The organism is Pseudomonas sp. C7.1 (genome assembly GCF_056312395.1).
In genome coordinates, this window is sequence record NZ_JBWDTL010000002.1 from 167,145 (window position 1) to 192,547 (window position 25,403).

Below are 25,403 nucleotides of genomic sequence, written 5' to 3' on the forward strand. Positions count from 1 at the left end.
ACGCTCCTCAACCCAACCTACGAAGCCCGTTGTTGCCGAGCGATGTCTTGCCCACCCTACGTCGCAGCGTGTTGGCGCGTTATTATCCGCGCATCGGGACCACCCCAAGGAGCCGCAGTGAGCAGTACAACCCCGCGCTACAAGGCGATTGAAGCGTTCCTGCTGGAGCGCATCCACAGCGGCGCTTACCCGGTCAATCATCAGATTCCGGCAGAAGAACAGCTGGCGCGGGATTTTGGGGTGAGTCGCATGACCGCCAACAAGGCCATTCGCGACCTGGTGCAGAAGGGCTACCTGCTGCGCCAGGCCGGCCTGGGGACATTTGTCACCGATCGCAAGGCCGAGTCATCGCTGCATGAAGTGCTGAATATCGCCAGTGAAGTGCGCGGCCGTGGGCATGCCTATAGCAACGACATTATTCGCTGTGAGGCGGTGGCGGCAGATGATGAGGTGGCGCTGCGGTTGGGCTTACGCCTGGGCGCCGAGGTGTTTCACAGCATTCTGGTGCACCGTGAGGATGGCGTGCCGATTCAGCTGGAAGACCGCTTCGTCAACCCGCGCTGGGTGCCGCATTACCTGAACAGTGATTTCTCTCGGCAGACGCCCAACGAGGTGCTGGTCAGCAGCTGCCCGATTTCCGATGTCGAGCATGTGGTCGAGGCCGTGCTGGTGGATCAGCAGGTGGCCGACTGGCTGGCTATCGCAGTGGCCGCGCCGTGCCTGAGTGTGATTCGCCGTACCTGGTCGGATGAGCACCTGATCAGCTACGCCCGGCTGATCCATCCGGGCGATCGATACAAGCTGCGTTCATCGCACAAGCCGATCAGTTATTGATCTGCTGCTCGACCAGTTCGGGGTTGTCGATAAAGCGGTTACGGGTGCCCTGCAGGCTGGCAATCTTGTCGTTACGCGCCTTCTCTTCGGCATCCGGCGGGTCCATCTGATGCCACTTTTTGTACACCTGCACCTGGCCGACGATGGGCAGGTTGTATTCGACATGCATATAGAAAATTGCCCGAGCAATGTTGCCCTTGGCCTCATCGCGCGGCTCTACCAGTTGGAAGCTGGTTTTCATCTCGCAACCGATGTCAGCGAGTTTGCTTGGCACGCTGTCATCCAGTTCGCCGAACTGGGCATTGCGCCGTACCAGCTCGACGCGGGTCAGTGCCGGATAGAGGTTGTGCAGGTCGGCCGCCATAAATACGTAGCGCGGGTTCATGATTGCGCACTGGCGGTTGGTTATGCAGCGCAGCGCGCTTTTTAGCTGTTTGCTGCTGTAGATCGCGCTGGCTTTGAGTTGGCCGCTTTCCTCGGTGAACGCTTTAGCGCAATACAGCGTGCTGCCGCCCTGGCCATAAAGCTGGCTCCAGAACAGTTGCACGGCGGCTTTGGGGTCAGAAAGCTGGTTCTGCCCGTTGGCCAGGGTGGGTAGGCTGATGCTGGCTGCCAGGCAGCCGATGACGAAAAGCAATGAGCGCATATGTGGCCCCAGTGACCGCCGTTGACGGGGTCTGTTGTTTTTGTAAGACAAAATCGAGTCTAACAAGACCTGCGTCACAAAATAAAGCCGAGCGTTTGCTCGGTTTTACTCGAAAAGATGCTGTGTAGGCTTTGGCTTACACCGCGTGCTGCGGATCGCCACTGTTACGGATGCCAGGCGATGGCTAATCTGCTGCCCATGGACGTCGCGCAGGAAGCGCACTTTAGCAACAGGGATACGCTGGACAGCTGCCAGGATGGCAAGCAGATCAAGGATGTCAGGACTCAGTCTGCAAGCCCCGCAATCGCGGGGTTTTCTTTTTTATGGCCTGCCATCCATGGCAGCCACCCTTCGGGCGCATCGCTGCGCAATGTCAAAAATTGCTCAAGGCAAATTTTTGGTTATGTATGCCATTGCGTGTTGCATGCAATCGGTAGGTTGGCGCTAAGCGCAGCGAAGCCCAACAGCCGTTGGCATATGGCACAAATCGTTGGGCTTCGTCGCTGCGCTCCTTAACGGATCGCCGCCCGACCCAAACCTAAGGTTTATCGCCTCGCAACACGTAATAGGGACAGCGCCATCTTGTATGGCATTCGCCGTTGATGGTCCGCGCTTGGCAGGGTGCGGCGCTGTAGGCGGCAATAATCGGCGTGTTGACCTAGCCATACAGCCAGAGTGCGCCGGTGGGCATTCGTTGCGGCACTTTTCCGCTACCATCTGCTTCTCTCTTGCATGCGATAAGGATTGCCCCATGTCCATCTCCACGCTGATTTTCCTGGCGGTTGTCGCCGCGCTGATCTTTTACGTGATTGGCATCTACAACCAGCTGGTGACCCTGCGTAACCGTTTTCAGAACGCCTTTGCGCAGATCGAGGTGCAGCTCAAGCGCCGTTATGACCTGATCCCCAATCTGGTGGAAACCGCCAAGGGCTACATGGCCCATGAGCGCGAAACCCTGGAAGCGGTGATTGCCGCGCGCAATAACGCGGTAACTGGGCTCAAAGCCGCTGCGGCGCAGCCGGGCAATGCCCAGAGCATGGCGCAGCTGGGCGGCGCGGAAGGGCTGTTGAACAGCGCCCTGGGCCGCTTGAACGTTACGCTTGAGGCTTACCCGGACCTCAAGGCCTCGGCGAATATGCAGCAGCTCAGTGAAGAGTTGAGCAGCACCGAGAACAAGGTGGCCTTCGCCCGCCAGGCCTTTAACGATGCGGTGATGGCCTACAACACCTACAAACAGGCCTTCCCGCCGGTATTGCTGGCCGCCAGTTTCGGCCACGCCCAGGACGCCAGCCTGCTGGAATTCGCCGACAGCGCGGCGATTCAGGAAGCGCCGAAGGTGTCGTTCTGAATTAAGGGTCCGGCACGATGAATTTCTTCGAGCAACAGGATCGCGCCCGGCGTAACAGCGGGCGCCTGCTGATTCTGATGGCGCTGGCGGTGCTTAGCCTGATCACCCTGACCAGCCTGGTGCTGGGCCTGGTCTGGCAGCTCTTTGGCCAGAGCCACACCTCGCTGTGGTTGGCCAGTGATACGCCAAACAGCGTATTGCCCAGTTGGCCACTGGTGGGCTGCGTGGCGCTGGTGGTGATTGGCGTGGTGCTGCTGGGCAGTCTGTACAAGCAGCTGCAGTTGAGCCGTGGTGGCCAGGCGATTGCTGAGCGGTTGGGCGGCCGCTTGATTAACCTATCGCCACAGAACCTCGAAGAGCGCCGGCTGCTCAATGTGGTGGAGGAAATGGCCCTGGCCTCGGGCACTTCGGTGCCGCCGGTGTATGTGCTCGATGATGCCGGGATCAACGCCTTTGCCGCCGGTCTGACGCCACAGGATGCGGTAATCGGGATTACCCGTGGGGCTATCTGCCAGCTCAGCCGCGATGAGTTGCAGGGTGTGATTGCCCACGAATTCAGCCATATCTTCCACGGCGATATGCGCCTCAATACGCGGCTGGTGTCGGTGCTGCACGGCATTTTGCTGCTCGGTCTGATTGGTGGATTTCTGCTGCGTAGCAGCGGGCGCGGCAGTCGTTCCAGTCGCAACAACTCGGTAGCGGTCGTGCTCGCCATTGGCGTCACGCTGTGGGTGCTGGGCTATGCCGGGACCTTTTTTGGCAACCTGATCAAAGCCGCCGTAAGCCGCCAGCGCGAGTTTCTTGCCGACGCCTCTGCGGTGCAGTACACCCGCAACCCGGAGAGCATTGCCGGGGCCTTGAAGAAAATCGGCGGCAACCTGTATGGCTCGCAGCTGCAGGCCGGGCATGCCGCCGAGTTCAGTCATATGTATTTTGCCGCCGGCATTAGCCAGGCGCTGGAAGGCATGCTGGCCACTCACCCGCCCCTGGATCAGCGCATTCGCCGCATCACGCCCGGCTGGGACGGCCGCTACCCGCATGTAGCGCAAATCAGCGCGGCAACGCCGGTGGCGGCCGCCAGCGATTCGGCTGTGAATGTGTATGACCTGAGCGCCTTTGTTCCGGGCTTGAGCGCAGCTTCGGCGAGTGAGGCGATTGGCGCCATTGGTGATCCGCAGGCAGCGCACCTGCTGGCCGCGCGCAGCACCCTGGCGTGTCTGGATCTTGCCCTGAGCGAGGCGGCGCACAGCTGCAGTGGCGCCCAGGCGTTGCTCTACGGTCTGCTGCTCGACCCCGCCGAAGCGCAAGCGGCGCAGCAATTACAGCTGCTGCAGCCGCGTATCGCCGCCGAGGTTGCCGCGCAGCTTGAACAGTTGCGCGAGCCGCTGCGGCAACTGGCGCCCGGCATGCGTTTGTCTCTTTTGGATCTAGCCATTCCGGCCCTCAAGCAGCTGGCGGCCGATCAGTTCGCCACGCTAAAGGCCAATTTGGCACTGCTGATTCGCGCCGATGGCCGGGTTGCGCTGCTGGAATGGACGCTGCTACGGATTGTTGAGCGCAATGTCGGAGGCGTGCGCGCGCAGACCAGCCGCTACCAGCTGCAGGAACTGGCCGCTGAAACCTGCGTGGTGCTGTCGTTGCTGGCCCGCGCCGGCGGGGTGGATGAATCAGCCGCGCAGCTCGCGTTCAAGCATGCCGGCAGCGAGTTGCCGTTCCCGCTCGGCCAGTTGCTGCCAGCCAGTGCCAGTGGCTTAGCGGCGTTGGAGCCTGCGCTGAGGCGCCTGAGCCTGCTCTGGCCGTTGCAGAAGCCGCAGCTGCTCAAAGCCATGGCGCGTTGCATCGAGCACGACGGCCAGATCAGCCCCGCCGAGGCCGAGCTGATGCGCGCGGTGGCGGATATCCTCGATTGCCCGATGCCGCCGCTGCTCGTCGCGCAGGGTTGACCGTCTGGCGGTGCGGCTTGACCCTGCGCCGCAGGCGGTAGACTGTAAAACCGCGCAGCACTGTCATGCCTCGGTCATCAAGTCGGGCAATGCTGAAGCTGCCAATAACAACCACCTTTAGGGCGTTCGCCCCTTCATTGCACTGCCTCCTTACCCGTCACGCCGTTATTGAGCGGCAAGGAGAGAGCCATGAACCTGTTACAACCCTTCACCGCCGGGCTGTTTGACCCGCATCTACAGCTTGAAGCTGAGCCTGATGCGCTTGAGGCAGAACTGCGCTGCGCCACCATCCACGCGGACATCATCCACACCATCGCCGCCATCGACCAACTGGCTGCGCACTGGCAGCAGCCACCTGAACCGCCGCAGTTACGCTAGGCAGCCCAGTGCCCAGTGCCTGGCGGCATATGGCCGCCAGGCGTTTTATCTTTCAGCGGCGTTCGGCTTGGTCGCGCATGGTGGACCGGTGAAGCGTGGTCCACCCTACAGCCGACCCCGTAACCGTAGGTTGAGGTTGAGGAGCAACGCGACGAAGCCCAACGAGCCCTGTCTGCTTTTGTTGGGCTTCGCTGCGCTCAGCGCCAACCTACGTCTAGTCGGCATTCAACCGTTCGCCCAGGCCGATGCATGCCGGCAGAAACAGTCGCGCATCCATCAGCTGCGGTTGGCGCACGATGGGGGCGAAGTCCATGCGCTCGAGGATATTGCGCTGGATACCCACGCCCTGTGCCACTTCGATCAGCTCCAGGCCGTTCATGATCAGCCCGCTGGCACGTGGTTCAACACGCTTGTGGTCGGCGGCTGTGCGCTGCCCGTCTGGTCAAGGCCCTAGCAGTTGAGGCACAGTAAGCCAGCAAATTGCCATCTATGAAGCGCCGGGCTATGTTTTTTCGACCGCGAACCAAACCGGGCAGTAACAACAGCGCCGCCGTCGACGACTTGCAGGATGTCGGCCAGCGCTCGTTGGTCCGCATGATTTTTGCTAGCAGCGGGCTGACCCTCGCGGTGTTCTGCACGCTGCAATTTATGGCCGGCAACTACCTGCTTGCCAGCTTCGAACTGGTCGCCACTGGGGCGCTGCTGTGGGGCGCCTGGCGCATTGCCAGGGTGCGCAACCTGCTGCCGTGGATCTACCTCTACCTGCTGCCGACCTTCAGCTTTCTGCTGTACATCATCGTTATTCCCAACGCCTCGAAAACCGCCTTCGTCTGGATTTACAGCATTCCCGTGCTGTCCTACCTACTGCTTGGGCGCAAGCGCGGCAGCCTGCTGGCGCTGCCCTTTGTGATTAGTGCCTGCCTGCTGTACCTGTACACCTACCCGATCCAGCGGGATGCCGAAAGTCTGATCGACCTGGGCAACGCCGTGTTCTGCGGGGCGATGATTCTGGTCTTCGTCTACCTCTACGAAGCCCGCCGCGCTGCGGCCTACCAGCAGCTGCAGCATATGGCGCGCACCGATGCGCTGACCGGCGTGGCCAGCCGTGGCAGTTTCCAGCAGAGCCTGGAGCAGAGCATCCGCGAGGCGCGGCGCAGCAAGGCAAAGCTGGTGCTGGTGGTATTGGATGTCGACCATTTCAAGGCGGTGAATGACCACTACGGCCACGATGCCGGCGACCAGGCGTTGCGCTATATTTGCAACAGCCTCAACCAGCGCCTGCGCGCCACCGACACCCTCGGCCGCCTGGGCGGTGAAGAGTTCGGCTTGCTGCTGCGCAACACCGATGGTCAGGGCGCCGAGTCGCTGGTCGAAGGCCTGCGCGCGCAGCTGTGCAGCCAGCCGATGCGTTACGGTGATCAGGACATCGCGCTATCGGCAACCTTTGGCCTGGCCGAATGGCCCGTCGATGGCCAAACCGCCGAGCAGCTATACCGCTGCGCCGATCAGCGCCTGTATCGCGGTAAGGCGCTGGGCCGCAATCGCCTGGTCGGGCGGCACAGTGCAGAGCCCGAACGTATCGGCGATTAAGCGCTGCTGCGTGCGCGGTAATCGGCCTTAGCGCGTCTGTTGCGGCGTCTACACTCAACTCGGTCCACCGCTGCGCCCGCATGCCCGTGGGCGACCTTCCTGGCGAAGCAACAGGTCACACAGGGACTTTCCATGACCGTCCTTTGCGCCTTTATCAAACAGGTTATCCGGCTCTGGTACGCAGCTGATCTGGCTCTGATCGGTCAGCGCCGCGAGCGCCGTATGCGCATGCTCTCCAGCCTGGTATTGCTGCTGGTCGGCAGCCTCTGGGGCATCTTCTTCAGCCTGCGCGGCGAGTGGGGCATTGTCCTGATGGACCTGCTGATGATCCTCTGCGGCCTTGGTGTATTTATCCTGACGCTGCGCAACCAGGTGCGCCTGGCCAACCTGCTGCTGTTCGGCGTGATCATCCTGGTGATTGTCGGCATCACCTTATTGATGGACCCGCACACCGCCGCCGCGCCGCGCGCGACCCATCTGTACCTGCTGCCGATTGCCGTCGCCGCGCTGATGGCCTTCCGTGATGAGCGGATAGAGCTGCGCTACGGCATGGCCATGCTCTGCCTGGGGTTGTTTGCTGTGCTGGCCTCGTCATCCTGGAGCCCCACCAGCGCCTACCACCTGCCGGATGAGGTGCGGGTGGTAGGCTCCTGGGTGCAAGGCATTGCCGCCATGCTGATGCTGTTTGTGCTGCTGCATATTCTGCAAAGCGACGTCGCCGAGCGCTCAATGCTAGACCGCGACCTCGAAGTGGCGCTGCGCGAGCAGCAGTTTGTGCTGCACTACCAGCCCCAACTCAACCGCGCCGGCAAAGTGATCGGCGCCGAAGTGCTGATCCGCTGGCAACACCCACAACGCGGGCTAATTGCCCCCGGCGAGTTTATTGACCACGCAGAAAACACCGGCATGATCATCCCCATCGGCCAGTGGGTGCTGGAGCAAGCCATCCGCCAGCTGCGCTGCTGGAAAGGCGACCCGCTCTACGCCGACATCGGCCTGGCGGTGAATATCAGCCAGAAGCAGTTTCGCCAGAACAGCTTTGTGGCCGACATGCTGCGCCTGATCGACGAACACGCCATCGACGCCCGCCGCCTCGACCTGGAGCTGACCGAAACCCTGATCGTGCAAGACATCGACGACCTGCTGCGCAAAATGACCGCCCTGGTCGAGCGCGGTGTGCGCTTCTCCCTGGACGACTTCGGCACCGGCTTCTCCTCCCTTAGCCACCTCAAACGCCTGCCCCTCAACACCCTGAAAATCGACCGCTCATTTGTCTGCGACCTGCTTACCGACAGCAGCAGCCAAACCATCGTGCGCACCGTTATCGCCCTGGCCCAAAGCATGGGCATGAACGTGATTGCCGAAGGCGTAGAAACCCCGGAGCAACAGCAGTTTTTGCTGAGCAACGGCTGTATGCAGTTTCAGGGCTATCTGTTTAGCAAGCCCCTGCCATTGCAGGCGTTTACTGCGCTTGTGGAGCGGCAGAATGGGTGAGGGGGGAAAGGCAAAGGCCGCGCAGTGTGCAGATGCTGTTCACTTAAGCAGCGGCTGGCCGCGATCATCCCCTCGCCCCTCCGGGGAGAGGGCGAGCAGGCCGTTGAAAAACTACCTACGTTGCTGATACAGCGTTGAAAAAGGCTATGTCTAAGTTAACTGTTGCGATGGTCTAAACTGAGTTGTGATGTCTCCGAATGCGAGGGATTGATCATGAAAGCGATTCAGTTTTCACGGTGGGTAGCCCAGCTGCCCACCCTAACGCCAGAGCAGCGTCGTCAGTTGAGCACCAGCCTTTCACATACCGGCGTGCTTACGCAGGACGTAATCAAAGCCCCCAGCCACTGCCCACATTGCCAGTCCAAAGAACTGCGCCCGTGGGGCACCAGTGGCGACCTGCCTCGGTATCGCTGCAAAGCGTGTGGCAAAACCAGTAATGCTCTGACGGGCACTCCTATGGCGCGATTGAGAAAGCGTCATCTGTGGCAAGACTATGCCGAGGCGTTGACCCAAAGCCTGAGCGTACGCAAGGCCGCAATCCATTGTGGCGTCAGCAAGAACACGGCTTTCCTGTGGCGGCACCGGTTTCTCTCTCGAATTGCTGATCACCAGGCCCGGCATGCATCGGGCATTGTCGAGGCGGATGAGACCTTCTTCCTGGAGTCCTTCAAGGGCCAGAGAGAGCTGCCCCGCCCACCTCGTAAGCGCGGTGGAAGTGCCAAGCGGCGCGGGTTGTCTGCCGAGCAGATCCCAGTGTTGGTGGTGAGAGATCGTAGTGGCCAGCAGGCTGACTTCAAGCTGGAAAAGCTTGATGCACGCCACGTCGGGGAGCGACTGCGCCCGCTGATAGACGCGGACGCGATTCTTTGCACCGACAGCGCAGGTGTCTATGCCCACTTTGCCAAAGCAGAGGGCATTACTCATCGACCGATAAACCCGAGTCAGAAACGCCGAGTTGATGGCGCTTTCCACATCCAGAACGTGAACGCCTACGATAGTCGGCTCAAGAGCTGGATGATTCCTTTTCATGGTGTGGCCACCAAATACCTGACGAATTATTTAGGCTGGCGGCGCCTGCTTGAACGCTACAAAACGCAGCTCAACCCGTTGATTTGCTTGGGTGAGTCGCTGGGATATAGGGCCACGCAACAGTTAACTCAGACATAGCCTTGAAAAAAGGCTCGGAAAGCCACTTGTGGCTAATGCGCTTCAGCGCGGCCCGGAGGGCGAGTGAAACGAGTAATGCTCATTTTCAGCCAGTAAACGCCGCATCCTCGCCTGTTTCCGCCTTGCCACAGCTGCCTCGCCTACATTTTTCAGCGGCCTGCTAGATTTCCTTCACCTTGCGGTTTCTGTTCACTGGTAGATTTGCCTCCAACATTCATTAGCGGATACGTATTTTGACCAACTATCAATGGTATTTGCTGGTCGGTGGCCTGCTGCTGGTCATGGGGCTGACCCCCTCTATTATCAAACGGTTACCGGTTACCTCGGCCATTGTCTATTTGACTGTGGGGCTGATTGCCGGGCCTACGCTGCTCAACGCCTTTCACTTCAACCCCCTGCAGCAGTCAGGAATTCTGCTAACGCTGACAGAGGTCGCGGTACTGATTTCCCTGTTTGCGGCCGGGGTCAAAATGCCTGTGCCGTTTTCGTTTCCGCGCTGGCGCACGCCCATCCTGCTGGCATTTATTTCCATGTCGGTCACGGTCGGGCTTGTTGCGGCTTTCGCCCACTATCAACTCGGTCTTGCGTTGGGGGCAGCGGTACTGCTCGGGGCGATTGTCGCCCCTACCGATCCGGTGCTGGCCACCGATGTCCAGATCAGGCACCCCGAAGACCGCGACAGACTAAGGTTCTACCTGACGTGCGAAGCAGGTCTGAATGACGGCACTTCCTTTCCCTTTGTGATGTTGGGCCTGGGCTTGCTCGGCCTTCATGAACTGGGCGATTCGGGGCTGCAGTGGTTGATGGTCGATGTACTGTGGGCCACGACAGCGGGCATTGTTATCGGCATCGTATTTGGCAGCGCCCTGGCGCATCTGAGTTGGAAGTTGCGCAATCAGCGTCGGGGGCATGACCTGATGGATGACTTCTTGGGCCTTGGCCTTATTGCTGTGGTTTATGGCGTCAGTGAGCTGTGCTCTGCCTGGGGATTTTTGGCGGTGTTTTTTGCTGCCGTGGCATTGCGCCAGACCGAGCGCAAACTCGGCGGCACGGCGCGAGCAGCCCCCGATCAATTGCAGCCCGATGACATGCAGGGCCGCGTGGCGACTCAACCGGACCAGCCGCCAACCGTCAGTGAAGGCTCGCTAGTGTTTAAAGAACACCTGGAGCGTCTGTCGGAGTTAGTCCTTATTCTGCTGGTCGGGGGCACCCTGTTTGTAGATTCCTGGAGCTGGCGGGCAGTGAGCCTGGCCCTGTTCCTATTTCTGGTGGCGCGGCCCCTCAGCGTGCTTGTCGGCTGCGGATTCCACGCCATTCGGACACTCAGCCCACGCTGATCCGGACACCTGTTCCACGGTCATCCGGACAGGCAGTCGGAGCGCAGCGACGCAGGATATGCATTGTTAGTCTGAGGTGCCCGGCGTCGTCAATTTCTTCGCCCGCCTGCGCATCGACTCTCCCTTCAGGTTGATCCGGTAGGCGTTGTGCACCAGGCGGTCGAGGATGGCGTCGGCCAGGGTCGGATCGCCGATCAGTTCGTGCCAGTTGTCCACCGGCATCTGACTGGTCACGATGGTTGAGCGTTGGCCGTAGCGGTCGTCCAGCAGCTCCAGCATGTCGCGGCGCTGTTCGGTGGTGAACGGTGCCAGGCCCCAGTCGTCGAGGATCAGCAGGTCGGTCTTGGCGTAGCCGCTCATCAGCTTGGCGAAGCGGCCGTCGCCATGGGCCAGGCCCAGTTCTTCCAGCAGCCGCGGTAGGCGCAGGTAGCGCACGCTGTAGCCGTCCCGGCAGGCCTGGTGGGCCAGGGCGCAGGCCAGCCAGGTCTTACCGACGCCGGTCGGGCCGTTGATGATCAGGTTGAGGCCGTCGCGTAGCCACAGACCGCTGCTCAGCTGGAGGATCAGCGCCTTGTCCAGCCCGCGCGGGGCGCGGTAGTCGATGTCTTCGAGGCAGGCGTTGTGCTTGAGCCGGGCCTGGCGCAGGCGGCTGCTCAGGCGCTTGTCGTCGCGCTCGGTCAGCTCGCGGTCGACCAGCAGGCCGAGGCGTTCTTCGAAGCTCAGGCTGTCGATGTCGGGCGTTTTCAGTTGTTCGGCGAGGGCTTTGAGCATGCCGTGCAGGCGCAGGGTCTGGAGCTTATCTAGGGTTGGATGGGGCAGCATGGTGGGGTTCCTTGGGTTCAGTGGTAGTAGCCGGGGCCGCGCAGGTTGGCATGGTCGTCCGGTAGCAGGGGCAGGTTCTGTTGAGTCAGCGGCAGGTTTTCCAGGCCTTGGCGCAGGATCGATTCGAGGCTCTTGTAGCTACAGGCACCGAGGCTCAGGGCGCGTTGGCAGGCGGCTTCCAGCCGCTCTTCGCCGTGGTGCTTACCCAGGCGCAGGATGCCCAGGCAGGCCCGGTAGCCATGCTGTGGATGCACGCGCCGTTCGAGGATGTGGCCGATCACCCCGGCGGTGTTCGGGCCGGTCTGCTCGGCCCAGCGGATCAGCCGTTGCGGCGTCCACTCGGCATGCTCGCGATGGCTCTTGGGCATGTGCTCGGTCTGCGTGCTGTGCCGGCCTTTGTGCAGGGAGCGTACGTGGCTGGCCACCCGCTGGTTGGCGTGGAAGCACTCCACGGTGCGCGCCGTCAGACGCACCTCCAGCTGCTTCTTCACCAACTGGTAGGGCACCGAGTAGTAATGCCCATCGACCTCGACGTGGTAGTCGATGTGCACCCGCGCCTTCTTCCACTCGGCATAGACGTAGGGCTGCTCCGGTAAAGGCCGCAGGGCCGGGCGATCCAGGCTGTCGAAAGCCGCCTGGCGGGAGCCCGGTAGCTTCTTGAACGGCCGTTGGTTGAGTCGCTCCAGCAGCACGGCGATGGCCCGGTTGAGTTCGTCCAGGGAGAAGAACTGGCGATGGCGCAAGGCGGCGAGGATCCAGCGCTCGACCACCTGCACGCCGACCTCGGCCTTGGCCTTGTCGCGGGGCTTACGCGCCCGCGCCGGCACCACCGCCACGCCATAGTGCTCGGCCAAGTCGCGGTAGCTGGGGTTGATGTCCGGTTCGTAGCGATGGGCCTTGCTCACCGCACTGCGCAGGTTGTCCGGCACCACGATCTCCGGCACCCCGCCGAGGAAGGCGAAGCAACGGGCATGGGAGCCCAGCCAGTCCGGCAACTACTGCGACCAGGTGGCCTCGGCGAAGGTGTAGCTGGAGGCACCGAGTACCGCGACGAATACCTGCGCCTGGCGGATCTCGCCGCTGTGACGGTCGATCACCGGCATCGTCTGACCTGCGTAGTCGACGAACAGCTTTTCGCCGACGCGGTGCTCCTGGCGCATCACCACATCGACCTTGCCGGCCCAGGCCCGGTAGTGCTCGCAGAACCAGCTGTACTGGAAGCCCTGTGGCTGGCCCAGCCGATACTCCTGCCAGAGCAGCGCCAGGGTCACGCCTGGTCGGCGCAGCTCGGCATGCACCCAGGCCCAGTCGGGAGTTGGTCGTTGCTCAGAGGGGATCTCCGGCGGTGGCGGGAACAGGCGCCGCTCCAGCTCGGCGTCGGACAACTCAGTAGGGAGCGGTCAGGAGAGGCCGCAGGCCGTGAATCGGCAAAGGTAATCACCGGCACTGCTGTGACCTATGCCCAGACTGCGGGAGATCTTACGGACAGACAGCCCGCAATCGAACTTGAGGCGCAACACCTCACGGATTTTACGCATGGATAAACGCTCCACGACGACCTCTCTGCTTCGAAAAAGAGGCCAATGGTAGTGAATAAATCCTGCGTAGCTGCCTGCCAGAAAGTGTCCGGATGGCTGTGGAATCAGTGTCCGGATGCTCGTGGAATGGGTGTCCGGATCAGCGTGGAATCACTGTCCGGATGTGCGTGGAATGGGTGTCCGAGTCAGCGCGGAATCCGCATGTCGGCCTGGCGTTTTCCCGCACCTCATGGCGCGTGCGCAGCCTTACGGGCTGGTTTGGCGTGCGCGGTATTGGCTCGCTCTACTACCTGATGTACGCCATTCAACACGGGCTTCCGGAAGAAACTTCCCTGGACTTGATCCACCTCACCTTGATCGTCATAACCCTCTCTATTTTCGCTCATGGGATCAGCGTTAAACCCTTGATGAAGCGCTTTGGCGGTAATTGAAGGGGTAGGGATGAGTGCGAATATAGGCCAAGATGCTTATCCGATTGTTCTGAACCTACACCGTCGCGGCGTACTCAGAGGTCAGTAGGCCTAACTGGAGAGCATGATGGAATTGACCGACCGTATTCTGGCAACTGTGCTGTCCGAATTTTCCGACCTTGGCGAAGTAGAGAACCTTACCCGCGCCACCCTGCGTTTGAGCCTGGCCATATTCCTAGGCGGGTTGCTGGGCTATGAGCGCGAGGCAAAGGGCAAAGCCGCCGGTGTACGCACGCACATGCTGGTGTGTCTGGGCGCCTGCCTGGTTGTCATGTTGTTGGAAATGGATGGTGCGGATCACGATGCCATGAGTCGAGTGATTCAGGGCGTAGTGGCGGGTATCGGCTTTCTTTGCGCAGGCACCATTCTAAAAAGCGAGAACATTGCCGGTGTGAAGGGCCTGACCTCTGCCGCCAGCTTGTGGGCCACTGCGGCCGTAGGTATAGCCGTGGGGCTTGGCCATGAGGCGACTGCTGTGCTCGGTACTTTTATGACGCTTCTGGTACTGCGTGTCATGCCTATGCTGCTGGACCCTAAGCCCAATGGGCACGAGGACAAGAGGGCTTAGGCAGAGGCTGGTTTGCGTACAGACGCTATTTATATGTTGTTTATAGAACCGATGAGCCACGCATGTATGTGTTGAATCCAGGCTAGCGCTAGCGATTGATAGGCCCTGATCAGTTCACCCGAGGGTGTGGCGTTAGTTTTTCAGCCGTCGCCGCTTGGCGTATTCGGCCGCTTGCCCGCTATCAATAAAATCGAATACGAATTCCTTCGCCTGCATAACGCTTTCGTAGTGCTTTTTCCCCTGCACATTATCAATAACCAGTGTGCAACCAGCCGGCTCGATAACCACGGCTAATTTAAAGCCTCGGTGTTTTATCGTGTGGCGCCCGCTTTTGCGCTTCCATTTGGCGGAGGCGAGGAATCGTCTTAGCCGACCTAGGCGTCGTCTGGCCTCTGTCGCTTCCCGCGTGCCGGTCAGGGCATCGCAGCAGTTAGTGCCAACAGCCATCTGCTCCCAATGCTTATGCAGTACGTAGTGCACATGGCGGATCGCGGTACCGCACAGTTCGCAGTTCCCGGCGAGGTCGCCCAGGTCATCCTCGCCACTGTATTCCCACCCAGAGTCGGGCCGTATTTCCCCATGCTCGCGCGCATGGCAGCCCCGGCAGAGCGTTTCACAATCACAGGGGTCATACTGCCAAGGCTTGCGCCCGCTGATGTAGTGCTTGTGGTGCACTTGCAGCACGACGCCATCCTGCCGCCCACGGCCACACTCAACGCAAACGCCACCATCGAGTTGGATTACCTGTTCCCTGAATGCAGCCCACTGATTGTCGGCATAAAGATTCGCCATCCCTGGTTCTCCACGCTCGTCCTTGTCAGCCCTAAGGGCTCCGCGTCGCATATCCAGTGCTGTTGCGGCGCGTGTTCCGATCAGCCTAGCTGCCTGGCGTGCTAGTTGCGAAGCAAACGTGGTGGCGGACGCTACGACTACTGCCAGGTAGGTACCCGCGTGGACAAAATGTAGACGCTGATGCGGATTGAAAAGCGACTTTAACAACCGCCAGAAAGACGAAAGCCGCGCAGTGCGCGGCTTTAAAAGTGGTGGGCCCACACGAACTCGAACCGTGGACCAAAGGATTATGAGTTGCCTAGAAACGCTGCAAACCCAGTGAAATCGTGCGTAGCTTAGCGCAGGTGCACTTAGCTGAAAGTAGCGTTGTAGAGCGGGTTAAGCGTAATTTGGCGAAATCTGTAAAAGCTGAGTACTGTCCCGCTAGCGTACTGTCATTTGTACCTTTAAAGATCGGATTTCATTAGTCATCGAATGAGCTTTAGAGGGGGCTGGCTACATCCAGATGCTTTGGTGGGTGTGCATTCCCCACTTTGCCATGTGCGCGCAGGGGTGCCTTTTGGCACCCGCGCGCTTGGGTATCAGAGTGGCTCATGAAATTATGGAGCGTATGAGTCTCAAGAAAGCTCCTCTGCTAAGCGGAAGAGCTCAATAGATGGACTGCCTTGCTCAAAATAATCGATCACGCTCTTATATTCATCGCTAACTTTAAATTGCCGCATGGTTGGTTTTTGGGGGTCTTTGTAGTTTTTTAGAACCCCTTTCTCTAATAAGTCTGGTAAAAGGTTTACGGCGGAAAGTTTTTTCTTACTTCCTCTTGCTTTCTCGGATAGAAGTTTCCGCGTTGGTAAAATAGTTTAAATACTTTTAGTAGTTCTGCGAGTACTGTTTCTTTGTTTTGTGACTCTTCTTCTTCTTTTTCAGTCAGTAGGTGTTGAATTTGCGTCAGGTCGCATGTGTTCGAGAAGAGGCCGCTATGTATTTTTATTGTTACCCCAGTTCTGGGGTTGATGTCGTTAAATTGGGAGCTTTCGAATCTGGTGCTCTCATTCATTGGGCAATCCCAGAAGTACTCATAGTTATCGAAAGTGCAGTCGCGAAGTGTTCGATTTCTAAAGTCAAATGTTGGTTTTGCAGAAGAGCTTCCGAATATATCCATTAGTGCTACTCCCACTAATTCGTTTCCTTTCAGGAATAACTTTTCTATCAGATCTGTCCTGGTTTCAGTGTTAGACTGACTGCTGTCTGAATTCTGTAGTAGGCAGAGTAAAAGGGAGACAATTGAGGAGATTAAAGTGTTGCCATCCTCATAGGCTGCTGCGGACTCTATTACCTCTATACAGAATAATAGAAGGTCGTCATGCATTTCTATTCTTTCGCATACCGACTCAGTGAAGCTGCTGTCATATTTCAAATATCCGACGATTACTCTAGCTGTTTGTTCATCAAGTGCAGCTATGTCTTTCTGTTTGAAAAAATGTACGAGGTGTAGCGCGGAAAAGTAGACGTCAAAAACATCGTATCTGAACTGTATTTTATTATCCGAGCATACCAGTAGCGTATGGCCTTTGATTTTTTCGATTAATGCATTATCGGGGTCGGTGACAATCTTTTGAAGTTCTTGCTTTATATCATAGAGGTCGATGCCGCTGTCTTTGCTGATGGAAATTCTAATGAACAATTCGATTTGCTGATCTACGCTCAATCCGCCGAGCTTTATAACCTCTCGGTCGCATACCTGCGCAATTAGAAAGTCAGTATGGTTTTCAGACGACAAGTACCGGCTGGTGATTTGTTTTGTTAGCGTGAAATCTTCGCTCTTAGAGTTGATTAAATATCCAATCATGTCTAGGAGGAATGGGATATAAACAAGTTCTGCATCGCCTTGTTTGGTTGTGGTTTCGATTGCTAACTCTTCGGCGATAGCCATTGCATTTGCGATGCGCTTCTTGTCGCCAGCCAGCTTTTGGTTGAAAAACTCATGTGCCAAAGTGCTGTTAAATGCTTTAAGTATGATTTCTGGCAGAAGGATTTTCTTTCCTACTTCGCTCCAGAAATGATCCCTACATGTGATTAGGAATTTGGTTTTTCGCAGGTCGGAAGAGTACTCTTGAAATATTGAAGTTATAAATGCCTGTACATCAAATCGACTTCCTAGCTTTGCAATTACCTCATCAATGCCGTCTAGAACAACGGTTAGGCTTCCGTTGTCAATGGACAGCTTAAGAAGGTCTTTGTTGAATCTAGAGGATTCGTTACCGTCTACGTCCATCTGGGCGCGGTAGAAATCAAATACGTCGCTGATCTTTGAATTCCTGGAAAGCTCATTAATGATTTCTTTCGAATCAATGAATAAGATTCCTTGGTCTCGCTCTTCTGAATATATTTGATCAAGAAATTGCTTGGCGAGTGTGGTTTTTCCTATCCCGCCATGCCCACTTACAATGAATAGAGGCTCATCCTCGGTTCTATACCATTCTTTAAGTTTTTCAAGTGCTGGGAGATCGTGCTCTTCCTCTAGATCATAAAGGCCGTTGACATAAATAGGAAGATTGAATTTTTCATATGGAAGCAAGCAGTCTTTATATAAAAAGCTGCGTCCAAATTCGTCTACAAAATAGACAAATTTCGTGCCAAATAATTTGGATATATTATCTTTTCTCTTTTCTATATCCTTCAGTGCTGGCTTGTCAATCAGTATGATTGAAGATTCGGGCTTAGATATATAACCTTTGCTCTTTATCTCTCCAAAGGTTTTCCCTTGGTTTGAGCTGTCGTGAATATAGATAAAATCTTTCCCGCCATCAAAGCCATCTGTGAGCTTGTATACTTCGTAAATGATGCTGTCTTTCCAGTTCTTTACCCTCACTGGATAGTTCTCTGCGAGAGAAAGACTGGAGTTCTTGTCCATAAATAATTGGACGTTTTTTTCAATACTTCTTTCGGTTTGCAGTGCCCCTGGTTCTGGATGGCTGATTTTTATGAAGAAATCTGAGCGTCTTAGCGCTTCAAATTCTTCTTTAAGGCTTTGGTACTCGGCAGGAGTGGCGGTTCTGACTTCATCGGTTTTTTGCCCTTTTCTTATTAATACACCGCCCTCATCAATGTGTCTGGTTTTAGTTTTTAATCCGGACTTAAGCTCCGTTATGTATCCTCTGGCAGGGATTTCGATTATGAGTAGGGAGCATCCATCGTGGCTTACGATATTAATGTCTATATCAGTTAGCGACGGGGTGGTGTATTTTTCTAGGCGGCGAACTAAGTCTTTTCTGAAAGCTTGAATATTGCTTAGCTGCTTGATTTTTGATAGTTCAATATCAAAAATTTTCTTCTCTGCTTCCGAGTAGCCGATCACTAAGTGGCGAGTTTTCCCGGTATGCCCTAGGTATCCGTTTGATAGCGAGATAATATCTTTTATCAGCTCGCCCCACAGATCAGCCATTTCTGAAGCCTGGGTAGTATCATCCCAATACCACTGTCTTTTAAACTCCAGAATAGGTGATTCATGCTCGGAGATTAGCTCAATAATGCTTGCTTTCATTTGCTATATTCCGTTTTTTTTTAGCTGTAATGAGGCTGTATGTGACCGATCAAGCTTTCTTGCTGATTTCTGCGCTCAAAGGCTTTGCATGGTTCGACATTTTGGAAAAGCCGAGCATCCCCAGAATTGCTGCCCCGCTTTCGCCCCGGACTTCACGGTGCGAATCAGCAGCGCACTGCCACACTTCGGACATTGCCGCTCAGCTGTGGGATCACTACGGCGTTTGAGGTTTTGCACGTGCTCGCGGTGGGTGGCGAGCGTTGGGGCGCGGCGGCCGGTTTGCAGGGCGTGCAGCATGGCGTCGACTTCAGCCTCGCTGAATACCGGCTGCTGGAATGACTTGATATAGCGGATAAAGCCGATGCCTTGGGTCACGTTCGCCGGTACCTCGGTTTTGAAGGTGCTGCCGCCGACAAAGGTTATGACCGAGTGCAGGTGCTCGGGATTAACGCCAAGGGTCGCTTCCAGGGCTTTGAGGTGCTTGTAGTTCTGCCGCAGCGGGTTCTGGAATTTGAAGCTGTGCTTGGGGAATTTTTGCGTCCACTGCGCCTGCTTCTCGCTACCAAAGATCCAGCCGCTCATGTTCTTCGTTTCCAGCACGAAGATGCCGTAGGGCGAGAGAAACACATGGTCGATCTGCGTGGTGCCGTCGGGCGTGTTGAGGGTGACGTTGTGCAGGCGGCGGTAGGTCTGCTTATCCAGCTGGAAGTGAGCGAACAGACGTACCAGCAGTTCGCCAATATGACCCTTGGCCCAGGGCGACTTGAGCAGCCCGATCAGCAGCATCAGCGGGATAACCCAACCGAGCGTGCCCCAGACCTGGGCGATGATAGGGGTGAGGTCCATTTCTCAACCTTCGGAATCCTGAGTTAAGCGGATAGTACCGAAATTTGGCGTAATGGCACGATAGTATTACGGCCGTTAAGCGCATGCCTGCAGTCGTCGTGAGATTCACGCAGGAGCATTCCCCGCGTTATTTACTTGATAGCGGGTGCTACGACCGCCTCCCGGTAAGCGGACGATGCAGCCCTTCTCGAGAAGATCGCCCAGATGACGGGTGGCGGTGGCTTTGGAAACCTTGGCTACGGCCTGGTATTGAGCGGCGCTAATGCCGTCCTCAAAGCCGCGTTCGCCGCCATCGAGTAGGCGGTTAAGCACTTTGATTTGTTCTGCAGACATTGCGTGGCTACGGTGCGTCTGCCAGAAGCGTGCCTTGGTCAGTACGCGGTCGATACGGGCAAGTGCCTTCTCCAGGCTGTTGAGCAAGGTTCCGAGAAACCACTGCAGCCAGGCGGTGATATCTAGCGTCCCTTTCTGGCTGGCTTCAAGGATGCGGTAATAGCCTGCGCGGTCATCGAGGATGCTCGCAGACATGGCGTAAAAGCGGATGCTCTGCCGCTCGCCCTGGGCCAGCGCCAAGTCTGTGATGGCGCGAGTAAGACGACCGTTGCCGTCATCAAAGGGGTGCAGGGTGACGAACCAGAAATGGGCGATGCCGGCTCGTAGCAATGGGTCGAGACTGGCATCGCTGCGGCTGCTTTCGAGCCAGGTGAGGAAGTCTGCCAGTTGCTCTTCTAGTCCGGCGCGTGGCGGGGCTTCAAAGTGTACGGTGGGGCGGTCGACGCGGCCTGAAACAACCTGCATGGGCTCTTTGCCGCGCAGTGTGCCAATGCGTAGTGGGCGTGCCAGCAGGTTCTCGTCGCTGGGGAACAGCCAGCAGTGCCAGCCGCACAGGCGCTCCAGATTTAAAGGTTGCTGGTGTGCGCGGGTGGCATCGAGCAGCAACTCCGCCAGGCCTTCGGAGCGCACGCTGACTCGGCCTTCTTCGCTGATTCCCAAACGCCTTGCCAGGGAGGAGCGTACCGAGCCGACATTCAGCTGCTCACCCTCGATAGCTGATGAGGTGACTATGTTCTGTAGCAGGGCATCCAGGCTGCTCTGCGCCTCGGTATCACTACCGACAGCACCGAGCATGCCAAGCAAGCGGCCCTGGGCCTGGGTACAGGCGCGCAGCAGCGGGGCAAGCTGCTCGGCTTGCCAGCTGAAGTTCGGCCAGTCAGGCTGTTGCCAGATCCAGAAGGGGTCATTCATAGGGCTACTCAGTGGTGAGCCGATTAACAAGCTTATTCGGCTCATTGTATGAGCTGATAATGCCGCCTATTCGGCTCACTGTCTAATCAAGCTCACTAGGAGCCTGTCGGACTTAACCCGAAAAGGAATGACAGCGCGGGTTTAGGTCTTTGATTGCTCGGGGTCGTTCTTTCTAAGCATCCGAGTTGACTATCGCGAACCCAGGCGGTCCGTTCGTGCACCTGAGCAGCTGCCTGGACGCGGGTGGGCGTACTTTTCGGCCGCGTTACATCGCGCGTAGCACATGCAAACGCTTGATGTTCCAGGCCATGGTCACCAGGCTCCATTCGCCCTGGGCGTTGGCCAGGCCGCGCATGCTCATCTGCCGCCAGCCCATCACTCGCTTGATGATGCCAAACACCGGTTCGACCGTCTGTTTGCGTAGCCTGTACAGCGCTCGACCTTCTTGCGTGCTCAGTCGGTGAGCCATCTGTTCGACTGGGTTACTCGTCTGTGGTAGCGGCGAGTCGGTGGCAAAGCGCTCCAGTACCGGGGTGTGGTGCGACTCGCGTTTGAGCGCCAGAAGCGGTTCGACCTTGGCTTCGTGGCAGGCGCTCACGTTGGCCTGGCTGAAGAAGCCGCTGTCCGCAATCAGGCTTTTCACCTCGCCTAATTCGGCGGGCAAGGTGGCTATGCGCTGTAGCGTGGGAACCACTTCGCGCTTGTCGTTGCAGGCCTGGGTTACATGCTGTGTGACCACCAGCATCGTCTCGGTGTCGACCCCGGCTTGAGCGTTATAGCTCTGCTCGAAGCCGCCACCGGAGACGGGCATGATGCGTGACTCTTCATCGGTCAGATTGACTTGATCGCTGTCTTTGGGGCCCGCTGCGGGCGGTTCTGGATCCTTGCCGCGTGGTTTCTTTCCAGCCTTGCGCTGGGCCTCACGCTTGGCCGTCTTGGCCTCGAATTGCTGTTGCTCAATGGCGTGTCGCTCAGCTGCACGTTGCTCGATCTTCGCTTTGGCCTGGGCTATCGCGCTGAGCCGATCTTCGCGCCGGGCAATCTCCGCCGGCACATCCATGCCATCGGGTACGGCGGCGCAGTCGCTGTTCTCGGCCAGCGCCAGCAACTGCTGGACCTCCTGGCGTAACTGCGCCTCGATCTTGTTGGCGTGCGCCCAGGACAAGGCCTTGTGCTTACTGGCGTTGGCCTCGATCTTGGTGCCGTCGAGAGCGATATGACCGAGCTTGAGCAGCTTCATCTCGCGCGCCAGCATCAGCACCTGGACGAACAGCGATTCAACCTGCTGCCGGAAACGTCGACGGAACGTAGCCAAGGTGTCGTGATCGGGGTGGGTGTTGGCCGCCAGATAACGGAACGCTACCGAGTCATAGGTCGCGCGTTCGATCTTGCGGCTGGAGTGCACGCCATTGGCGTAGCCGTATATCAGCAGCCCCAGGAGCACGGCCGGATGGTGGGCAGCTGAACCCCGCCCCGCATACTGCCCAGTCAGCTCGCTCAAATCGAGTTGCTCGATGACCTCGACCACGAACCGCGCCAAGTGATCCGCCGGCAACCACTCGTTCACCGAAGGCGGTAGTAAATACGCAGTGTCTCGGTCAGCAAGGACAAAACGGCTCATCAGCGGGGCTCTCGATTGCAGGGCCTTGATTGTCGCGAATACTTTCAGCGCAAGGAAGAGTCAGAAAGTCCGACAGGCTCCTAGGCAGCTGTGCTTCGAGGTTTCTTCGAGCTTATAAGATCGAAAAGGGGACGGATTTATTTTCGGATAACTGTCGTTCAGTCACAGGCTGGGCTCGGCCAATCCCGCAAGGTCATCGGCACGTTGCTTGGTCATATCCAGAATGCACGAGGCACTGTTGACGCTGTCGACGGTGCCGCCAGTCAAGCTGCCGAGCAGGGCGCAATCAGCATCCTTGAGTATCAGCCGCCGCGTTGATTTTTTGCTAAGTCAGGTATACGTTACATTTAATCTATTTAGTAACGTATGCATAACATGGACTATTCCCTTATCACGCTGCGCCTTGGCGAGCAGCTGCGGCAGCGCCGCCTCAATCGCGGGCTGACCCAGGCCAAGCTAGCAGCCCTGGCTGGCATCACCCGGCAAAAGGTTATCGCCATCGAGAAGGGCGACCTCTCGGTGGGGATGATGGCCTATGCGCGCGTGCTGGCTGCCCTCGACGCTGAGCTCAATGTGGTGCCGGCAGCCATGCCCACTCTGGACGAAATCCATGGAGTATTCGATTGATGACGGCCGTGCTGCAGGTTGCAACGCCAGAGGGTGACAGCGGGAAGGTTCTTACCAGCGCCGGAGACTATCTGTTCCGCTACCACGAGGACGCCGAGGCGAAGGCCGCGATCAGTTTGCTGATGCCGGTGCGCCTGGACGAATACCGCCACCGCGAGCTGCACCCAATATTCCAGATGAACCTGCCGGAAGGCTATGTTCTGGAGCAGTTGCGCAACCGCCTGGCCAAGGTGGCGCACGTTGACCCGATGTTGCTGCTGGCACTGTCTGGCAGCAGTTCGCCTATAGGGCGGGTGGCGGTCAGCTCGCCTGAGGTGGATGCACTGTTACGCCGGCAGCAGTTCCCCGGAGAAAAGCTGGAAGAAATCCTGGCCTGGGACGGTGCAGAAGATATTTTTGCTGGCCTGGTGGATCGTTACATTCTGCGTGCCGGTATATCGGGCGTGCAGCCAAAGGTACTGGTGCCAGAGCATCAGGACTCCGCGCCACAGCGCTTCACCTCGAAAACCTCTGACCTGATCATCAAGAGTGGTCGGGATGAGTTTCCGGGGCTGGCGATCAACGAATTCCTTTGCATGTCCGTGGCCAAGGAGGCGGGAATTGCGGTGCCGGAGTTCTATCTGTCCGCCAACGCCAAGCTGTTCGTTATGCGCCGCTTTGACCGGGATACGCAGCTCAACCCCATCGGCTTCGAGGACATGGCGGCATTGATGGGGCTGGCTGCGGAGCAAAAATACAGTAAGAGCTATTCGGCCATCGCCAAGGCTATCCGCTTGTTCTGCTCGCCCGAGCAGGTGCAGAGCTCACTGGCGCAGCTATTTGCCATAGTGACCTTAAGCTGCATCGTCGGTAATGGCGACGCCCATCTGAAGAACTTCGGGCTGCTGTATTCCGACCCTGTCCAGCGCGATGCGCGTCTGGCACCTGCCTACGATATCGTCAACACCACGGCCTATATTCCCGAGGACGTATTGGCGCTGGATCTAGTCGGCAACAAATCGCTCTTTGCGTCGCGACAGGGACTGCTGGACTTCGCTCAGGTGTGTGATGTGGCGCGGCCAGAAGAAGTGATCCGTAACCAGTTGCAGGCATTGGAGCAGGTGCTTGCTCGTTCGACTGAGTTGGGTGAGCAGGCACCGCATGTGGTCGCAGCAATAAGACAGTGCGCCGGGCCTTTTATGCCGACGTTTGGCTAGTGCATGCATATTTGAAGTCGCCGCAGAGTGACCAGAGATGGGCAGGCCGCGATTATTTTCCGTACATCGTGGTCTGTCCCCTAACGTAGCGCAGATGCATGATGCCCATGCTTTGAGCTGAGGTGGGCCGGGTTGTTTCAGATCGCACGGGCTCCCAGCGTGTGACTACTATATGACTGGACTACCCCGGCGCCGGTAGAAATTCTCGGCCTATGCTGAGGGTTAGCTGCTTTCCGATATGGCTTTTCCGCGTCTCGTGAAGCGCTGTTTACCTCGGCAGTCTGTTAGATCAGGAACTCAAACGCGGAGAGTAGTTTTACGGTTTCGGGGAGTTTTTGTTGCAGTAGCTTGTCGAGGTATTGCCGCGCACTATGAGGTGGGTTTTTCAGCGATGCTCGCTGCCGCTGCGCCGCTTCGAGAACAGCTGCTTTGTCGAGGTCCCATAGGTCAGCAATAAAGTCATCAGGGTGCACAGGTTCAATATCGAACGTATCGAGGACGTCTTTGGGGAAGTCCTTAAGGTTGAACGTCACGATGACTGAGGCGTTGCATTTAATTGCCGCTGCAAGCACATGGCGATCATCCGCGTCAGGGAGATTCAACCCCTCAATTAGAACTTCGTAGTCAAGCACCAGGGCATCCGGCACAGCCCTATCCATCAATGAGACGTTCTGTCCAATTGTTCGGCTGTTAGCTCCGGACGATTGATCAGAAGATTGCGTTTCCACTCGTCATGAACCTGGGCTGACCAGCGTGCTCTGTATACGCCAGTCAGTGCCAGGTGCATCAAAAAGTCGCGCAGCGGTGCCGGGTAGAGAACATTCGCGTCATAGAAAGCGGTGAACGGTGAATGCCTCATTCGTACCCCATCCCTAGCTCCTGGGCTTGTGCCGCGAGTTCATCCATGGCTGCGCGGCTCGCTTGATCACGCTGTTCCTTGTAAGCCATCAGGTCAGCGAACTTGATCCTGCGATGCCGGCCGGTTTTGGTGTGTGGCAGCGCACCTTGATCCAACAGTTTCACTAGGTGAGGCCGCGAAACGTTGAGCATATCCGCACCTTCCTGGGTCGTCAGCTCGGCATGAATAGGGACGACCCTGACGGCATTGCCCAGAGCGAGTTCGCTCAGGATTTCGCCGAGCAAGCGCAGGGCGAACGTAGGCAACTCAACGATTTCGCGCTGTTGCGCTTCGTCAATCAACTCGATGCGCTGTGTCTCATGCTTGGTAGTGAGGAATGCAGCTAACTGGCGGCTTGATTCCACAGCCGCAGCGATTTCTTTCTCATCGGGAAGAACGGCGCGAGTGAGGTCGGCGGTGGTCATGGCTGTCTCCAAAAGGGGCGTATTCAATTGTCGTCGTGGTTGCTGCTTGGCATTCACAGATAATCTTATATTCGAAA

At 57.6% G+C, this 25,403-nt stretch carries 23 protein-coding genes and 2 pseudogenes; 13 read left to right on the forward strand and 12 right to left on the reverse strand.

All coding sequences use genetic code 11. From position 1 onward, the window contains the following. Positions 1–117: 117 nt before the first annotated feature. Positions 118–834: a histidine utilization repressor gene (gene hutC, locus AC0T4W_RS01910; RefSeq protein WP_476315437.1), complete on the forward strand. Its 717-nt coding sequence runs from the start codon at positions 118–120 to the stop codon at positions 832–834. On the opposite strand, the gene AC0T4W_RS01915 is transcribed toward hutC, so the two are convergent. Beyond that, a complete protein-coding gene (locus AC0T4W_RS01915) occupies positions 824–1,480 on the reverse strand; it encodes an endonuclease I family protein (RefSeq protein WP_476315440.1) in 657 nt (218 codons plus the stop codon). The two genes, hutC and AC0T4W_RS01915, sit on opposite strands and share 11 nt — an antisense overlap. Before the next feature lie 180 nt (positions 1,481–1,660). Here AC0T4W_RS01915 and AC0T4W_RS01920 point away from each other — a divergent pair, with 180 nt between their 5' ends. The 4 genes from AC0T4W_RS01920 (at position 1,661) to AC0T4W_RS01935 (ending at position 5,149) form a co-directional block, all read left to right on the forward strand. Further along, complete coding sequence (locus AC0T4W_RS01920; protein ID WP_476315443.1) at positions 1,661–1,996, forward strand: hypothetical protein; 336 nt, start codon at positions 1,661–1,663, stop codon at positions 1,994–1,996. A gap of 235 nt (positions 1,997–2,231) precedes the next feature. Then, entirely contained in the window at positions 2,232–2,828 is a 597-nt protein-coding gene (locus tag AC0T4W_RS01925) for a LemA family protein (RefSeq protein ID WP_160014708.1), read from the forward strand. Positions 2,829–2,845: 17 nt separating this feature from the next. Beyond that, positions 2,846–4,771, forward strand: coding sequence for a M48 family metallopeptidase (locus tag AC0T4W_RS01930; RefSeq protein ID WP_476315445.1), 1,926 nt, complete (start codon positions 2,846–2,848; stop codon positions 4,769–4,771). 189 nt (positions 4,772–4,960) lie between these two features. Next, positions 4,961–5,149 carry a hypothetical protein gene (locus tag AC0T4W_RS01935; RefSeq protein WP_476315448.1) on the forward strand — a complete coding sequence of 63 codons (189 nt, stop codon included), beginning with the start codon at positions 4,961–4,963 and terminating at the stop codon, positions 5,147–5,149. Positions 5,150–5,363: 214 nt separating this feature from the next. Here the strand turns inward: AC0T4W_RS01935 and AC0T4W_RS01940 are convergent, their stop codons facing one another. After that, positions 5,364–5,528, reverse strand: coding sequence for a hypothetical protein (locus tag AC0T4W_RS01940; RefSeq protein WP_476315451.1), 165 nt, complete (start codon positions 5,526–5,528; stop codon positions 5,364–5,366). Positions 5,529–5,653: 125 nt separating this feature from the next. On the opposite strand from AC0T4W_RS01940, the gene AC0T4W_RS01945 reads away from it, so the two are divergent. From AC0T4W_RS01945 to AC0T4W_RS01960, 4 genes are all read left to right on the forward strand, one after another. Then, a complete protein-coding gene (locus AC0T4W_RS01945; RefSeq protein ID WP_476315454.1) occupies positions 5,654–6,739 on the forward strand; it encodes a GGDEF domain-containing protein in 1,086 nt (361 codons plus the stop codon). 132 nt (positions 6,740–6,871) lie between these two features. Beyond that, positions 6,872–8,233, forward strand: coding sequence for a putative bifunctional diguanylate cyclase/phosphodiesterase (locus AC0T4W_RS01950; RefSeq protein WP_476315457.1), 1,362 nt, complete (start codon positions 6,872–6,874; stop codon positions 8,231–8,233). Between the two features lie 213 nt (positions 8,234–8,446). After that, on the forward strand, positions 8,447–9,400 hold the full coding sequence (locus AC0T4W_RS01955) for an IS1595 family transposase (protein ID WP_476315460.1): 954 nt from the start codon (positions 8,447–8,449) through the stop codon (positions 9,398–9,400). A gap of 233 nt (positions 9,401–9,633) precedes the next feature. Continuing rightward, positions 9,634–10,737: a cation:proton antiporter gene (locus tag AC0T4W_RS01960; RefSeq protein WP_476315463.1), complete on the forward strand. Its 1,104-nt coding sequence runs from the start codon at positions 9,634–9,636 to the stop codon at positions 10,735–10,737. Positions 10,738–10,803: 66 nt separating this feature from the next. Here the strand turns inward: AC0T4W_RS01960 and istB are convergent, their stop codons facing one another. Next, a complete protein-coding gene (gene istB / locus AC0T4W_RS01965; RefSeq protein WP_476315466.1) occupies positions 10,804–11,559 on the reverse strand; it encodes an IS21-like element helper ATPase IstB in 756 nt (251 codons plus the stop codon). Positions 11,560–11,576: 17 nt separating this feature from the next. Continuing rightward, a pseudogene (istA, locus tag AC0T4W_RS01970) lies at positions 11,577–13,097 on the reverse strand (IS21 family transposase). 167 nt (positions 13,098–13,264) lie between these two features. Here istA and AC0T4W_RS01975 point away from each other — a divergent pair. Both AC0T4W_RS01975 and AC0T4W_RS01980 read left to right on the forward strand, forming a co-directional pair. After that, positions 13,265–13,528 (forward strand): hypothetical protein, encoded by a 264-nt coding sequence (locus AC0T4W_RS01975; protein ID WP_476315468.1) that lies wholly within the window; start codon positions 13,265–13,267, stop codon positions 13,526–13,528. Between the two features lie 106 nt (positions 13,529–13,634). Continuing rightward, entirely contained in the window at positions 13,635–14,135 is a 501-nt protein-coding gene (locus AC0T4W_RS01980; RefSeq protein ID WP_476315471.1) for an MgtC/SapB family protein, read from the forward strand. 132 nt (positions 14,136–14,267) lie between these two features. Here AC0T4W_RS01980 and AC0T4W_RS01985 read toward each other — a convergent pair whose 3' ends face one another. The 6 genes from AC0T4W_RS01985 to AC0T4W_RS02010 all read right to left on the reverse strand — a co-directional run bounded on the left by AC0T4W_RS01985 (position 14,268) and on the right by AC0T4W_RS02010 (position 22,486). Next, on the reverse strand, positions 14,268–14,927 hold the full coding sequence (locus tag AC0T4W_RS01985; RefSeq protein ID WP_476315473.1) for an HNH endonuclease: 660 nt from the start codon (positions 14,925–14,927) through the stop codon (positions 14,268–14,270). Positions 14,928–15,714: 787 nt separating this feature from the next. After that, positions 15,715–18,468: a P-loop domain-containing protein gene (locus AC0T4W_RS01990; RefSeq protein WP_476315476.1), complete on the reverse strand. Its 2,754-nt coding sequence runs from the start codon at positions 18,466–18,468 to the stop codon at positions 15,715–15,717. Positions 18,469–18,543: 75 nt separating this feature from the next. Next, positions 18,544–19,314 (reverse strand): nuclease-related domain-containing protein, encoded by a 771-nt coding sequence (locus tag AC0T4W_RS01995; protein ID WP_476315479.1) that lies wholly within the window; start codon positions 19,312–19,314, stop codon positions 18,544–18,546. 105 nt (positions 19,315–19,419) lie between these two features. Further along, complete coding sequence (locus AC0T4W_RS02000) at positions 19,420–20,559, reverse strand: Fic family protein (protein WP_476315482.1); 1,140 nt, start codon at positions 20,557–20,559, stop codon at positions 19,420–19,422. Positions 20,560–20,824: 265 nt separating this feature from the next. Continuing rightward, positions 20,825–22,180, reverse strand: a complete 1,356-nt coding sequence (locus tag AC0T4W_RS02005) for an IS1182 family transposase (protein ID WP_476315485.1) — start codon at positions 22,178–22,180, stop codon at positions 20,825–20,827. Positions 22,181–22,342: 162 nt separating this feature from the next. After that, on the reverse strand, positions 22,343–22,486 hold the full coding sequence (locus AC0T4W_RS02010; protein WP_476316053.1) for a lysozyme inhibitor LprI family protein: 144 nt from the start codon (positions 22,484–22,486) through the stop codon (positions 22,343–22,345). A gap of 69 nt (positions 22,487–22,555) precedes the next feature. On the opposite strand from AC0T4W_RS02010, the gene AC0T4W_RS02015 reads away from it, so the two are divergent. Both AC0T4W_RS02015 and AC0T4W_RS02020 read left to right on the forward strand, forming a co-directional pair. Then, positions 22,556–22,807, forward strand: a complete 252-nt coding sequence (locus AC0T4W_RS02015) for a helix-turn-helix transcriptional regulator (protein ID WP_476315488.1) — start codon at positions 22,556–22,558, stop codon at positions 22,805–22,807. Continuing rightward, positions 22,807–24,003, forward strand: coding sequence for a type II toxin-antitoxin system HipA family toxin (locus AC0T4W_RS02020; protein WP_476315490.1), 1,197 nt, complete (start codon positions 22,807–22,809; stop codon positions 24,001–24,003). Before AC0T4W_RS02015 ends, AC0T4W_RS02020 begins: the two co-directional genes overlap by 1 nt. Before the next feature lie 284 nt (positions 24,004–24,287). Here the strand turns inward: AC0T4W_RS02020 and AC0T4W_RS02025 are convergent. Next, positions 24,288–24,862 (reverse strand): annotated as a pseudogene (locus tag AC0T4W_RS02025) (PIN domain-containing protein). Further along, on the reverse strand, positions 24,859–25,326 hold the full coding sequence (locus AC0T4W_RS02030; protein ID WP_476315493.1) for a helix-turn-helix domain-containing protein: 468 nt from the start codon (positions 25,324–25,326) through the stop codon (positions 24,859–24,861). Before AC0T4W_RS02030 ends, AC0T4W_RS02025 begins: the two are co-directional and overlap by 4 nt. Positions 25,327–25,403: the final 77 nt, after the last annotated feature.

What these genes read in the sequence shown, in the direction of transcription:
- AC0T4W_RS01915 (WP_476315440.1), bottom strand. Translation starts at nt 1,480, where the DNA reads ATGCGCTCATTGCTTTTCGTCATCGGCTGCCTGGCAGCCAGCATCAGC.
- AC0T4W_RS01920 (WP_476315443.1), top strand. Translation starts at nt 1,661, where the DNA reads ATGGCTAATCTGCTGCCCATGGACGTCGCGCAGGAAGCGCACTTTAGC.
- AC0T4W_RS01925 (WP_160014708.1), top strand. Translation starts at nt 2,232, where the DNA reads ATGTCCATCTCCACGCTGATTTTCCTGGCGGTTGTCGCCGCGCTGATC.
- AC0T4W_RS01930 (WP_476315445.1), top strand. Translation starts at nt 2,846, where the DNA reads ATGAATTTCTTCGAGCAACAGGATCGCGCCCGGCGTAACAGCGGGCGC.
- AC0T4W_RS01935 (WP_476315448.1), top strand. Translation starts at nt 4,961, where the DNA reads ATGAACCTGTTACAACCCTTCACCGCCGGGCTGTTTGACCCGCATCTA.
- AC0T4W_RS01940 (WP_476315451.1), bottom strand. Translation starts at nt 5,528, where the DNA reads ATGAACGGCCTGGAGCTGATCGAAGTGGCACAGGGCGTGGGTATCCAG.
- AC0T4W_RS01945 (WP_476315454.1), top strand. Translation starts at nt 5,654, where the DNA reads ATGTTTTTTCGACCGCGAACCAAACCGGGCAGTAACAACAGCGCCGCC.
- AC0T4W_RS01950 (WP_476315457.1), top strand. Translation starts at nt 6,872, where the DNA reads ATGACCGTCCTTTGCGCCTTTATCAAACAGGTTATCCGGCTCTGGTAC.
- AC0T4W_RS01955 (WP_476315460.1), top strand. Translation starts at nt 8,447, where the DNA reads ATGAAAGCGATTCAGTTTTCACGGTGGGTAGCCCAGCTGCCCACCCTA.
- istB (WP_476315466.1), bottom strand. Translation starts at nt 11,559, where the DNA reads ATGCTGCCCCATCCAACCCTAGATAAGCTCCAGACCCTGCGCCTGCAC.
- AC0T4W_RS01980 (WP_476315471.1), top strand. Translation starts at nt 13,635, where the DNA reads ATGGAATTGACCGACCGTATTCTGGCAACTGTGCTGTCCGAATTTTCC.
- AC0T4W_RS01985 (WP_476315473.1), bottom strand. Translation starts at nt 14,927, where the DNA reads ATGGCGAATCTTTATGCCGACAATCAGTGGGCTGCATTCAGGGAACAG.
- AC0T4W_RS01990 (WP_476315476.1), bottom strand. Translation starts at nt 18,468, where the DNA reads ATGAAAGCAAGCATTATTGAGCTAATCTCCGAGCATGAATCACCTATT.
- AC0T4W_RS01995 (WP_476315479.1), bottom strand. Translation starts at nt 19,314, where the DNA reads ATGGACCTCACCCCTATCATCGCCCAGGTCTGGGGCACGCTCGGTTGG.
- AC0T4W_RS02000 (WP_476315482.1), bottom strand. Translation starts at nt 20,559, where the DNA reads ATGAATGACCCCTTCTGGATCTGGCAACAGCCTGACTGGCCGAACTTC.
- AC0T4W_RS02005 (WP_476315485.1), bottom strand. Translation starts at nt 22,180, where the DNA reads ATGAGCCGTTTTGTCCTTGCTGACCGAGACACTGCGTATTTACTACCG.
- AC0T4W_RS02015 (WP_476315488.1), top strand. Translation starts at nt 22,556, where the DNA reads ATGGACTATTCCCTTATCACGCTGCGCCTTGGCGAGCAGCTGCGGCAG.
- AC0T4W_RS02020 (WP_476315490.1), top strand. Translation starts at nt 22,807, where the DNA reads ATGACGGCCGTGCTGCAGGTTGCAACGCCAGAGGGTGACAGCGGGAAG.
- AC0T4W_RS02030 (WP_476315493.1), bottom strand. Translation starts at nt 25,326, where the DNA reads ATGACCACCGCCGACCTCACTCGCGCCGTTCTTCCCGATGAGAAAGAA.